Here is an 11,615-nt window from a genome sequence, read left to right as displayed (position 1 = left end):
TCAACGAGAGTGGAGGTACGGTCTGGTGTCGGTGAATCACCTGGATTCCGAGACGGATTCCGCGTCGATCGGCGGTGACGGCGAGGTCCTGCGCAGCCGGGAATCGGGCCGGGTCTTCGATCAGGCCCGCGCGGAGGCGGCCGTGCGGGAACTGTTGATCGCGGTGGGGGAGGACCCCGAGCGCGAGGGTCTGCTCGATACCCCGGCCCGCGTCGCGCGGGCGTACCGGGAGATGTTCGCCGGCCTGTACACCGATCCGGACTCGGTCCTCGACAAGACCTTCGACGAGGGCCATCAGGAACTCGTCCTGGTGCGTGACATCCCGATGTACTCCACGTGCGAGCACCACCTGGTCTCGTTCCACGGGGTCGCGCACGTGGGCTACATTCCCGGCCGCACCGGCCGGGTGACCGGGTTGTCGAAGCTGGCGCGGGTGGTGGACCTGTACGCCAAGCGCCCGCAGGTGCAGGAGCGGCTGACCAGTCAGATCGCGGATGCGCTCGTGCGCAAGCTCGATCCGGTCGGGGTGATCGTCGTCGTCGAGGCCGAGCATCTGTGCATGGCCATGCGGGGCATCCGCAAGCCCGGGGCGAGCACCACCACCTCGGCGGTGCGGGGGCTGCTGCAGTCCAACTCGGCGTCGCGCGCCGAGGCTCTGGATCTGATCCTCCGCCGGTGAGCGCGCTCCCGAACCCCGGGCGCCCGGTGGTGATGGGCGTGCTGAACGTGACCCGGGATTCGTTCTCGGACGGGGGCCGGTACCTCGACCGCGACGCGGCGATCGCGCACGGTCTGGAACTGCGCGACCTCGGCGTGGACATCGTCGACGTCGGCGGCGAATCCACCCGTCCCGGAGCGGCCCGGGTCGACCCGGAGGTCGAGGCCGGGCGCGTCGCGCCGGTCATCGCCGCCCTGAGCGCCGCCGGCATCCCCACGAGCGTCGACACCATGCGCGCGTCCGTGGCCGAGGCCGCGATCGAGGCCGGCGTCACCATCGTCAACGACGTCTCGGGTGGGCGCGCCGACTCCCGCATGGCCGCGGTCGTGGCGTCGGCAGGCGTGCCGTGGATCCTCATGCACTGGCGGCCCGCGGGCGGCTTCGTGCACGCCGGCGGGTCCACCCACTACGACGACGTGGTCCGGGAGGTCCGCGATGAGCTGATGGTGCAGGTGGATGCCGCGCTCACGGCAGGCGTGGAGCCGGCGAACATCATCCTCGATCCCGGACTCGGTTTCGTGAAGGACGCCGACCACAACTGGGAACTGCTGCACCGGCTGCCCGAGCTGACCGAGCTCGGCTACCCGGTGCTGATCGGCGCGTCGCGCAAGCGGTTCCTCGGGTCCCTGCTCGCCGCCCCCGACGGCACGATCCGGCCACCCGGCGGCCGCGAGGTGGCCACCGCGGTCGTGTCGGCGCTCGCGGCGGAGCGCGGGGCCTGGGGGGTGCGCGTGCACGACGTGCGGGCGTCGCTCGACGCCGTCGCCGTCGTCGGCGCGTGGCAGCGCGGCAGTGCGGCGGGAGGACCGTGAGCGACCGGATCGAACTGCGCGGACTGCGCGTACGCGGCCACCACGGCGTGTTCGACCACGAGAAGCGCGACGGTCAGGACTTCCTGATCGACATCGTCGCGTGGCTCGATCTCGCGCCGGCCGCGGCGAGCGACGCCCTCGACGACACCCTGCACTACGGCATCCTTGCCGAGCGGGCCGCCGCGATCGTCGCGGGCCCGTCGCGGGACCTCATCGAGACCGTCGCCGGCGAGATCGCCGACGACGTCCTCACCGATCCGCGGGTCACCCGGGTCGAGGTCACCGTCCACAAGCCGTCGGCGCCGATCCCGCTGACCTTCGCGGACGTAGCGGTGGTGGTCGATCGCACCCGGAGCGGCTCGTGAGCCGGGTGGTGCTGTCCATCGGGTCGAACATCGGGGACCGGCCGGCGCACCTGCGCTCGGTCACCGAGGCCCTCGCCGACCGGATCGTGGCCGTGTCGCCGGTGTACTCGACCGCGCCGTGGGGCGGGGTCGAGCAGCAGGACTTCCTCAACGCGGTCGTCGTCGCGGAGGACCCGTCACTGGACTGCCGCGGCTGGCTCGAGCTGGGCCGGCAGCTCGAGGCCGCCGCCGACCGGGTCCGGGAGCAGCGGTGGGGCCCGCGCAGCCTCGACGTCGACGTGGTCACCTGCCACGACTCGGACGGCAGCGAGGTTCTCAGCGACGATGCCGAACTGACCCTGCCGCATCCGCGCGCCCACCTGCGCGCCTTCGTGCTCGTCCCGTGGTGGGACGTCGAACCTCAGGCGACGCTGACGGTCGACGGCACGCGACGACCGTTGACGGAGTGGCTCGCCGCTCTCGACGTCGACGAACGCGAAGGGGTGCGCCGCACCGAGTACCGGCTGGAGCCGCCGCGGTGATGAAGGCGACGCGTATCCGGGACCTGCTGGCGCTGGCGGTGCTCGCCGCCGTCGCGGCGTGGTTGCTGGCGCGCGGCCTGTACGGCACGTTGCCGCCGATCCCCGTCTACGCGGGGGCGTCGCTGTACCCGGTGGCGATCGTCGAGGTGGTGCTGGCGTTCATGATCCGTTCCCGGGTGGGCAAGCACGAGATCGGCGACGGGCCGCACCAGTTGCATCCCATCACGGCGGCCCGCGCGGTGGCGCTGGCGAAGGCGTCGGCTCTGGTCGGGGCGGCCAGCGCGGGCATTTGGGCAGGATTCCTGCTGTACCTGGTTCCGCAGCGGCCGGTGCTGCAGGCCGCAGTCGAGGACAGTGCCGGGGTGATCGTCGGGCTGCTCGCCGGCGTGGCGCTCGCGGCTGCCGCGCTGTGGCTCGAACACTGTTGCCGGACACCGGAAGACCCGGACGAGCCCGCGACCTGACCGGGGCGGCGAATCCTGTGCGCTCGACTCTCGGGACCCGGCGGCCGCGCCCAGTAGTCTGGAACGCATGGGGACTCCGGTGCGAACGAGGAAGGGCCGTCGGTCACGGCGCAGCGCGAGTTCTGTGATCGTGGCGGCGCTGCTCGCCCTGGCGTTGATCGCGTCGCTGTTCCTGGTCTTCAGCGACAGCGTCCAGCTGCTGCGCGTCGGTCTGGTCGTCGCGTTGTGGGCCGCCACCGTCGGCGCGATCGCGATGACGAAGTACCGTCGCGAGTCGGCGCTGGACCGTGCCAAGGTCCGGGATCTGCAGACCGTGTACGAGTTGCAGCTCGAACGGGAGATCGCGGCGCGGCGGGAGTACGAGCTGACCGTCGAGGAGAAGGTCAGGTCGGAGCTGCGGATCGATGCCGACCAGATGGCGGCCCTGCGCGCCGAGCTCGGTGCCCTGCGCCGCAACCTCGAGGTGCTCTTCGAGGGCCGGCTGCCCGAGGACCGCGCGGCGTTGTGGGCGGGCCGGGGACAACTGCAGGAGCTCGGCGGCGGGAACTTCCGGGTGACGGCCGCGCCCCGTCCGGCAGGCCCGTTCTTCGCCTCGCCCGACGACGAGCCGGTGACCGCCGAGACCACGGTGGTCACCGACGGCGACACGACGACGGCCGTGCCCCGCCGGCCGGCGGGCGCGACGGCCGCTCCCGGCGGATCCGAGGACACGGAACGGCGGGACCGGACCGAGCCGGAGGAACCGGCCGAACCGGAGGGCCGGGCCGAGTCCGGGTCGCAGCCGGAGGAACCCGAGGAGCAGGCCGAGGCCCCCGAGGCGGACGACGACGCCGAGCCCACGGGCCGACGCGCCCGGCGACGGCGGCCGGACGGTGCCGGCGGCGAGGGGGCACACAGCCAGGGCCGCACGGTCGCGGAGATCCTCGCCGCCCTGTCCGCCGAGCGCTGAGCGTTCGCCGCGCCGGGTGAGGCGCAGATCACGTTCCCCGGCCATGGCCGGGGTTGCTCGGGCCGCGCTATTGTCGGTCGGAACGTCTGGTACCCGCCGAGCGGGACTGGAACGAACGAGAGGACTCCCGTGACCTCCTTCGGGATCACAAACGAGCCTGCGCCTGCACGACTGACGGTCGGAATCGTTTCCGCCGGGCGGGTGGGCACGGCGATCGGCGCGGCACTCGAACGCGTCGGCCACCTGGTCGTGGCCTGTTCCGCGGTATCCGAACTGTCCAAGCACCGCGCCCGCACCCGGCTTCCGGACACCGAGGTTCTCCCCGTCGACGAGGTCGCCGCCCGCTGCGACCTGCTGCTCCTCGCCGTTCCGGACTCGGAACTCGGCTCGCTCGTCCGCGGGCTCGCCGCCACCGGCTCCGTCTCGCGCGGCACGATCGTCGCCCACACGTCCGGCGCGAACGGCGTCGGCATCCTCGCTCCGCTCACCGAGCAGGGCATCGTGCCGCTCGCCATCCACCCGGCGATGACCTTCACCGGCCACGACGAGGACACTGCCCGGCTCGCCTCGGCGTGCTTCGGCATCACGGCCGCCGACGACATCGGCTACGCGATCGCCCAGTCCCTCGTGCTCGAGATCGGTGGCGAACCGGTGCGCGTCCGCGAGGAGCGGCGCGCGCTGTACCACGCCGCGCTCGCGCACGGCAGCAACCACCTCGTCACCCTCGTGGTGGATGCGGTGGAGGCGCTGCGGGTGGCGCTCGAGGGCGACGAACTGCTCGGCCAGCAACTCGTCGACGACGCGCCCGGCGGTGTCGCCGAGCGGGTGCTGCAGCCGCTGTTGTCGGCGGCCCTCGACAACGCGTTGCGCCGCGGGCCGTCCGCGCTGACCGGACCAGTCGCCCGCGGCGACGCACAGGCCGTGGCCACGCACCTGCGGGTGCTCGGGGAGGTCGATCCCCGGATCGCTGCCGGATACCGCGCGATGTCCCTGCGATCCGCGCAGCGCGCCGGAGCGAAACCCGAACTGATGGAGATCCTCGAAGGGGCTGATCACGGTGAGTGAATCGCAACAGGGCGGCTACGTGCGCGGCGAACTGACCGTGCACCACGACCCCGCCGCCCTGACCAAGGTCACCAAGGCGCTGCGTGGTGTCGGCCGCACGGTCGCCCTCGTGCCGACGATGGGCGCCCTGCACGCCGGTCACCTGGAGCTCGTGCGGCAGGCGAAGCTCACCGGTGCCGTGGTGGTGGTGTCCGTCTTCGTCAATCCGTTGCAGTTCGGGGCCGGTGAGGATCTCGACGCCTACCCGCGCACCCTCGACGCCGACCTGGAGCTGCTGCGGGAGGCCGGCGTCGAGCTGGCGTTCGTGCCGTCGGTGTCCGCGATGTACCCGAAGGGCCGGCGGACCGTGATCCACCCGGGGCCGTTGGGGGCGGAGCTCGAGGGTGGCAGCCGCCCGACGCATTTCGCGGGGATGCTCACGGTGGTGGCGAAGCTGCTGCAGATCGTCGCCCCCAATGTCGCCTTCTTCGGCGAGAAGGACTACCAGCAGCTCGCCCTGATCCGGCAGATGGTGGAGGACCTCAACTTCGACGTCCGCATCGTGGGCGTGCCCACGGTGCGTGAGCAGGACGGGCTGGCGCTGTCCTCACGCAACCGCTACCTGGATCCGGAACAGCGCCGGGTCGCCACCGTGCTGTCCGCGGCGCTGGTCGCCGGGGCGCACGCCGCCGCCGGCGGTCCCGAGGCGGTGCTCACCACCGCGCGCGAGGTGCTCGCCGCCGCGCCCGAGGTGGAGCTGGACTACCTCGAGCTGCGCGGCGTGGACCTCGGGCCCGCGCCGGAACGCGGCGACGGCCGGCTGCTGATCGCCGCGCGGATCGGCACCACCCGGCTCATCGACAACGTCGGTGTCGCGATCGGCACCGGATTCCTCGAACGCGAGACCGGCCCGGTCGACGCGTCCACCCCCGACGACCTGCTCACTCGCCGATAGCGCGACCGGCCCGAAAAAGCTGAGGAGACACCATGTTCCGCACGATGATGAAGTCGAAGATCCACCGCGCCACGGTGACCCACGCCGATCTGCACTACGTGGGTTCGGTAACCGTCGACCAGGACCTGATGGACGCCGCCGACCTGCTCGAGGGCGAGCAGGTCGCCATCGTCGACATCGACAACGGCAACCGTCTCGAAACCTATGTCATCGCGGGCGAGCGCGGCTCCGGCATCATCGGGATCAACGGTGCGGCAGCGCGTCTCGTGAGTCCCGGTGATCTCGTCATCCTCATCGCCTACGGCGTGATGAACGAGCAGGAGTGCCGCGACTACGACCCGCGCGTGGTGTTCGTCGACGCGGACAACCGGCAGGTCGAACTCGGCAACGATCCGGCGCACGCGCCGGAGGGTTCCGGCCTGATCACCCCGCGCATGCTCGCCACTCTCGACTCCGGTTCGTTGGTGTAGCAGTGCTCCTCGCTGTCGACGTCCGGAACACGAACGTCGTCCTGGGCCTGTTCACCGGCAGCGGCTCGCACGCGAAGCTGTTGCGGGACTGGCGGATGCGCACCGATCCGCGCATGACCGCCGACGAGCTCGCGCTCATCTTCCGTGGTCTGCTCGGCGGGTACGCCGACCAGATCACCGGCGTGACCGCGTTGTCCACGGTGCCGTCGGTGCTGCGCGAGATCCGGGTGATGCTGGGCCGCTACTGGGAACACGTGCCGCACGTGGTCGTCGAGCCGGGTGTGCGCACCGGGGTGCCGCTGCTCGTCGACAACCCCAAGGAGGTCGGCGCCGATCGCATCGTCAACAGCCTTGCGGCACATCACTTCTACGACCGGCCGTGCATCGTGGTCGACTTCGGGACGTCCACGTGCGTGGACGTGGTCTCGGCGAAGGGCGAGTTCCTCGGCGGCATCATCGCCCCCGGCATCGAGGTGTCGATGGACGCGCTGGCCTCCCAGTCCGCGGCGCTGCGCAAGGTGGAACTGCTGCGCCCGCGCGCCGTGGTCGGCAAGAACACCGTCGAATGCATGCAGTCCGGTGCGGTTTTCGGATTCGCCGGGATGGTCGACGGGCTGGTGCGCCTGGTGCGTGCCGAGCAGCGCGGATTCGAGGGTGACGACGTCGCGGTCATCGGGACCGGCGACCGTGCGCCGTTGATCATGCCGGAGTCCGAGACGCTCGAGCACCACGAACCGGACCTGACGCTGGAGGGCCTGCGCCTGGTGTACGAGCGCAATCTCGCACGGCGCGGCGCTCGATCTGCCGCCGTGGGTTCCGCCCGCCGCGATCCTGTGCAAGAATAGTCGCCGTGATCCGCTGCATGAGCGCCCAGGAGTGTTGTCGAGGCTGACGTCCGCCTCGATCGTTCACCCATACCTGGAGTCACCCTCATGCGCACTGCGCTTGCTGCATCCTTCGTCGCCGCACCCGTTCACACTCTCCCGCTCACCACCGAGCGCACCTATCCGGCCGGGCTGGCCGCGACCGTCGCGCGCGGCGCGGTGGTCGTCGACATCCGCACCCACGCCGAACGCGCCGTCCAGGGCACCCTGCCCGGGGCGCTGGCCATCTCCGCCGAGCTGCTGCCCCGGCGCCTGCATCCCACCAGCGACGAGCGTCTGGCGGTGGCCGTCGACCGCGACGTCGAGTGGGTCGTGGTCTCGGCCTCCGGCGCGGAGACCGACGCCGTCGTCGCCGCGCTGCAGGCGCTCGGGCTGCGCCGCGTCACCGGCCTCGTCGGCGGGTACGCGGCCCTCGCGGCGGCCGGGGCGACCGATGCGATCGCCGCGGCCCCGCACGTCGAGGACGACGTGGCGCGCGTGACCGCGCACTGACCCGGCGGGCGCCGGCGCCCCGGGCACCGCGGCCCTGCGCAGGCGCTGGTCCTGCGCAGGCGCTCGAGGCGGTCCGATAGTCTGGTCACCCGTGAGTGATGCACCCGTTCAGCAGTCCGACGACACCCCCGAGCAGATCCGCATCCGCCGCGAGAAGCGCGAACGGATCCTGGCGCAGGGCAAGGACGCGTACCCCGTCGTCGTGCCCCGCACTCACACCCTCGCGGAGATCCGGGAGAAGTATCCGGACCTCGAGCCCGACACGACGACCGGGGAACAGGTCGGCGTCGCGGGCCGGGTCATCTTCTTCCGCAACACGGGCAAGCTGTGCTTCGCCACGTTGCAGGAGGGCGACGGCACCCAGTTGCAGGCGATGATCAGCCTCAACGGCGTCGGCGAGGAGTCCCTTGCGGCGTGGAAGCACGACGTGGACCTGGGCGACTTCGTGTTCGTGCACGGCGAGGTGATCAGCTCTCGGCGCGGCGAGCTCAGCGTCATGGCGGACTCGTGGCAGATGGCCGCCAAGGCCCTGCGGCCGCTGCCGGTGGCGCACAAGGAGATGAACGAGGAGACCCGGGTCCGGCAGCGCTACGCCGACCTGATCGTGCGTCCCGAGGCCCGCGCCAACGCCCGCATGCGTGTCGCGGTGGTGCGCGAGTTGCGCAACGCGCTCGAGCGGCGCGGCTTCCTCGAGGTCGAGACCCCGATGCTGCAGACCCTGCACGGCGGCGCGACGGCCCGTCCGTTCGTCACCCATTCGAACGCCCTCGACATGGATCTGTATCTGCGCATCGCGCCGGAGCTGTTCCTCAAGCGCTGCGTGGTGGGCGGCATCGAGAAGGTCTTCGAGATCAACCGAAACTTCCGCAACGAGGGTGCCGACTCCACGCACTCGCCCGAATTCGCGATGCTCGAGACGTACGAGGCGTACGGCACGTACGACGATTCGGCGACGATGACCCGGGAACTCATCCAGGAGGTGGCGATGGCGGTGTTCGGCACCCACGTCGTCACCCTCGCCGACGGCACCGAATACGACCTCGGCGGCGAGTGGAAGACGATGGAGATGTACCCGTCGCTGTCGGCGGCCATCGGAACCGAGGTCACGCCCGACACGTCGCTGGAGGAGCTGCACGCCCTCGCCGATCGGGTGGGTCTCGAGGTCCCGGAAGGCAAGGGCTGGGGCCACGGAAAGCTCGTCGAGGAGTTGTGGGAGCACCAGTGCGGCGACCAGTTGCACGAGCCGACGTTCGTGCGGGACTACCCCGTCGAGACCTCGCCCCTCACGCGGCAGCACCGCAGCAAGAACGGCGTGACCGAGAAGTGGGATCTGTACGTGCGCGGTTTCGAACTCGCCACCGGTTACTCGGAACTCGTCGACCCCGTGATCCAGCGGGAGCGGTTCGTCGACCAGGCGCGGCTCGCCTCGGCCGGTGACGACGAGGCGATGGTTCTCGACGAGGACTTCCTCGCGGCGATGGAACAGGGTATGCCTCCGACGACCGGAACCGGCATGGGAATCGACCGTTTGCTGATGGCGCTGACGGGCCTCGGAATCCGGGAAACAATCCTGTTCCCAATTGTTCGCCCGGCGAGGTAATTGATCGCATTCGTTTTCCGTATTGCCATGAATTGATTCCCGGGTATTGTTGTCTCGTACCGCGGGGGGCCGCGCTTCTTCATTCGAGAGGATTTGCAGCACATGGCAAAGAAGGTCACCGTTACCCTGATCGACGACGTGGACGGGGAGACGGCGGCGGACGAGTCCGTGGAATTCGGGCTCGACGGAGTCACCTACGAGATCGATCTGTCGGAAGACAACGCGGCCAAGCTCCGGGAGGAATTGGAGTTCTGGGTCACTCATGCCCGCAAGGTGGGTGGCCGTAAGCGCGCGAAGGTCGTGCCCACCGCGCCCGCTCCCCGCAAGTCTTCTCGCGGCGGCACGGACCGGGAACGTACCGCGGAAATTCGGGAATGGGCCCGCAACAACGACATGCCCGTCTCGGCCCGAGGCCGTATCTCCGCCGAAATCATCGAGGCTTACAACAAGGCGCACTGAGCCGGAAGCGTCGCCTTCCGTCCGACCGAGGCGATATCCGCGACAACTGTCGCGGATATCGCCTCGTCGTCGTGCCTCGCGGAATTCTTTGTTATTCGTTCGAAAAAAGAAACGGTCGGTCGGAACGGGACGTCGCCGGAAGTGGAGACAGTCGGGAAGCGGAGACAGTCGGGAATCGGAGACAGTCGGGAATCGGAGACAGTCGGGAATCGGAGACAAGGGTCACACCCGCTCGGTATCCCGTCCGTCGCGGCGGAAACGGCGGTATCCCCGGGTAGCGTGTCGGCCATGGGAGAGCGGATTGCCGTCCCGGGTGAGACGTGCTGGCGGGTCGATCGTGCCGATCGCCTCGCCTGCATTGTCGACGCCGCCGACTATTTCCGATACGCCAAGTCGGCGATGCTGCAGGCACGGCGGCGGATCCTCCTGATCGGGTGGGACTTCGACACGAGGATCAAGCTCGAACCCGACCGGAAGACCCTCGAAGGCCCGAACCGGCTGGGCGCATTCCTCAAGTGGCTGCCGCACCGGCACCCGGATCTCGAGGTGTTCCTGCTGAAGTGGAACATCGGCGCATTCGCAGCCATCGGGCGCGGGATGACACCGGTCTTCGTGCTCAACTGGATGAGCGACCCGCGGCTCCGGCTCGAAATCGACGGCGCCCATCCCGTGGGAGCGGCACACCACCAGAAGATCATCGTGATCGACGACGCCGTCGCGTTCTGTGGGGGCATCGACATGACCGTCGATCGCTGGGACACCAGCGAGCATCCCGACCACAGCCGCTACCGGCGGGAGCCGAACGGCCGTCGGTACGGACCGTGGCACGACGTGACGACCGCGGTGGACGGCGCGGCCGCCCGCGCGATCGGCGAACAGGCTCGCGCCCGGTGGAAGGCGGCAACGGGGGAGGACCTCGAGCCGGTCGACACCGGGCACACCATCTGGCCCGACGGGCTGCGCCCGGCCCTGCGCGACGTCGATGTCGCCGTCGCACGGACCCTCCCCGAACTCGGCGACCGGGCGGAGGTCCGGGAGATCGAGGCCCTCTACCTGGCGGTGATCGCCGGCGCCCGCCGCACGCTCTACCTGGAGAGCCAGTACCTGGCGTCCCGGACGCTCGCCGAGGCCCTCGCGAAGCGGCTGCGGGAACCGGACGGCCCGCAGATCGTGCTGGTGCTGCCGCGCAACGCCGAGGGCTGGCTCGAGCAGAAGGCGATGGACGGCGCCCGCCGCAAGCTGCTGCACCTGCTGTGGAACGCCGACGTCCACGGCCGGTTCGCCGCCTACTACCCCGTCACCGCGGGCGGGGCGCCGATCTATGTGCACGCCAAGGTCGTCGTCATGGACGACGTGCTGCTGCGCATCGGCTCGTCGAACCTGAACAACCGGTCCCTGGGCTTCGACACCGAGTGCGATCTCTTCGTCGAAGCGGACCACGAGGGCGACCACATCAGCCGCGCGGTGGTCGAGATGCGGGAGCGCCTGCTGTCCGAGCACCTCGGGGTGTCCCCGGACGACGTCGCGTCCGCCGTCCGGTCCGAAGGTTCGCTCGTCGCCGCGGTGGAGCGGTTGCGCGGACCCGGTCGGACCCTCGCGCTCTTCGAGCCGGGCACCGTCGCCGACGAGGACAGCCCCCTCGCGGAGAACGAACTCGTCGACCCGGAACGCGCCCCGCAGCGCATCGGACGGCGCATTCGCCAGCTGATGCCCCGCTGAGCAGCGTGTTCGCTGCTGGCGTACACGGAGGCGGGAACGCCGTGCCGACGTGCAGCGTTACCCCTCGTGACCGGAGTTGCCGCCGGCGCCGATCGGGTGGAGGGGCAGCGCCTCGAAACGGCGGCAACTAGAGTGTCAAGTGGGGTCGTGGAACCTGGTTCCA

Annotated in this window: 14 protein-coding genes; all 14 read left to right on the top strand. The window is 70.4% G+C overall.

What is annotated here, in order from left to right:
• Positions 1–25 precede the first annotated feature (25 nt).
• The 14 genes from folE (at position 26) to OCS65_RS25750 (ending at position 11,452) form a co-directional block, all read left to right on the top strand.
• Complete coding sequence (gene folE, locus OCS65_RS25815; protein ID WP_263508070.1) at positions 26–679, top strand: GTP cyclohydrolase I FolE; 654 nt, start codon at positions 26–28, stop codon at positions 677–679.
• Positions 680–711: 32 nt separating this feature from the next.
• Positions 712–1,530 (top strand): dihydropteroate synthase, encoded by an 819-nt coding sequence (gene folP, locus OCS65_RS25810; RefSeq protein WP_263510384.1) that lies wholly within the window; start codon positions 712–714, stop codon positions 1,528–1,530.
• Positions 1,527–1,895, top strand: coding sequence for a dihydroneopterin aldolase (gene folB / locus OCS65_RS25805; RefSeq protein WP_006930416.1), 369 nt, complete (start codon positions 1,527–1,529; stop codon positions 1,893–1,895). Before folP ends, folB begins: the two co-directional genes overlap by 4 nt.
• Complete coding sequence (gene folK / locus OCS65_RS25800) at positions 1,892–2,416, top strand: 2-amino-4-hydroxy-6-hydroxymethyldihydropteridine diphosphokinase (RefSeq protein ID WP_050034528.1); 525 nt, start codon at positions 1,892–1,894, stop codon at positions 2,414–2,416. Before folB ends, folK begins: the two co-directional genes overlap by 4 nt.
• Positions 2,416–2,880 carry a DUF3180 domain-containing protein gene (locus OCS65_RS25795; RefSeq protein ID WP_037200442.1) on the top strand — a complete coding sequence of 155 codons (465 nt, stop codon included), beginning with the start codon at positions 2,416–2,418 and terminating at the stop codon, positions 2,878–2,880. Before folK ends, OCS65_RS25795 begins: the two co-directional genes overlap by 1 nt.
• A gap of 130 nt (positions 2,881–3,010) precedes the next feature.
• Positions 3,011–3,829 carry a DUF6779 domain-containing protein gene (locus OCS65_RS25790; protein ID WP_263508066.1) on the top strand — a complete coding sequence of 273 codons (819 nt, stop codon included), beginning with the start codon at positions 3,011–3,013 and terminating at the stop codon, positions 3,827–3,829.
• A 129-nt stretch (positions 3,830–3,958) separates the two neighbouring features.
• Positions 3,959–4,894 (top strand): Rossmann-like and DUF2520 domain-containing protein, encoded by a 936-nt coding sequence (locus OCS65_RS25785; RefSeq protein WP_006930399.1) that lies wholly within the window; start codon positions 3,959–3,961, stop codon positions 4,892–4,894.
• A complete protein-coding gene (gene panC / locus OCS65_RS25780) occupies positions 4,887–5,828 on the top strand; it encodes a pantoate--beta-alanine ligase (protein ID WP_006930397.1) in 942 nt (313 codons plus the stop codon). Before OCS65_RS25785 ends, panC begins: the two co-directional genes overlap by 8 nt.
• A 32-nt stretch (positions 5,829–5,860) precedes the next feature.
• Complete coding sequence (panD, locus tag OCS65_RS25775; protein ID WP_029540720.1) at positions 5,861–6,298, top strand: aspartate 1-decarboxylase; 438 nt, start codon at positions 5,861–5,863, stop codon at positions 6,296–6,298.
• 2 nt (positions 6,299–6,300) lie between these two features.
• Positions 6,301–7,143, top strand: a complete 843-nt coding sequence (locus OCS65_RS25770; protein ID WP_006930394.1) for a type III pantothenate kinase — start codon at positions 6,301–6,303, stop codon at positions 7,141–7,143.
• Between the two features lie 87 nt (positions 7,144–7,230).
• Complete coding sequence (locus OCS65_RS25765) at positions 7,231–7,674, top strand: rhodanese-like domain-containing protein (RefSeq protein WP_006930391.1); 444 nt, start codon at positions 7,231–7,233, stop codon at positions 7,672–7,674.
• Positions 7,675–7,765: 91 nt separating this feature from the next.
• On the top strand, positions 7,766–9,274 hold the full coding sequence (gene lysS, locus OCS65_RS25760; RefSeq protein WP_006930389.1) for a lysine--tRNA ligase: 1,509 nt from the start codon (positions 7,766–7,768) through the stop codon (positions 9,272–9,274).
• Positions 9,275–9,376: 102 nt separating this feature from the next.
• On the top strand, positions 9,377–9,733 hold the full coding sequence (locus OCS65_RS25755; protein ID WP_006930387.1) for a histone-like nucleoid-structuring protein Lsr2: 357 nt from the start codon (positions 9,377–9,379) through the stop codon (positions 9,731–9,733).
• A 288-nt stretch (positions 9,734–10,021) separates the two neighbouring features.
• Positions 10,022–11,452, top strand: coding sequence for a phospholipase D-like domain-containing protein (locus OCS65_RS25750; RefSeq protein WP_065923080.1), 1,431 nt, complete (start codon positions 10,022–10,024; stop codon positions 11,450–11,452).
• Positions 11,453–11,615 lie beyond the last annotated feature (163 nt).

This window comes from Rhodococcus aetherivorans (genome assembly GCF_025722975.1).
Taxonomy (GTDB): Bacteria; Actinomycetota; Actinomycetes; order Mycobacteriales; family Mycobacteriaceae; genus Rhodococcus; species Rhodococcus aetherivorans.
Note: the sequence above shows the minus strand (reverse complement) of the source record. Positions and strands in the feature narration are given on the sequence as shown.

What these genes read in the sequence shown, in the direction of transcription:
- OCS65_RS25765 (WP_006930391.1), top strand. Translation starts at nt 7,231, where the DNA reads ATGCGCACTGCGCTTGCTGCATCCTTCGTCGCCGCACCCGTTCACACT.
- OCS65_RS25795 (WP_037200442.1), top strand. Translation starts at nt 2,416, where the DNA reads ATGAAGGCGACGCGTATCCGGGACCTGCTGGCGCTGGCGGTGCTCGCC.
- OCS65_RS25750 (WP_065923080.1), top strand. Translation starts at nt 10,022, where the DNA reads ATGGGAGAGCGGATTGCCGTCCCGGGTGAGACGTGCTGGCGGGTCGAT.
- folP (WP_263510384.1), top strand. Translation starts at nt 712, where the DNA reads ATGGGCGTGCTGAACGTGACCCGGGATTCGTTCTCGGACGGGGGCCGG.
- OCS65_RS25755 (WP_006930387.1), top strand. Translation starts at nt 9,377, where the DNA reads ATGGCAAAGAAGGTCACCGTTACCCTGATCGACGACGTGGACGGGGAG.
- panD (WP_029540720.1), top strand. Translation starts at nt 5,861, where the DNA reads ATGTTCCGCACGATGATGAAGTCGAAGATCCACCGCGCCACGGTGACC.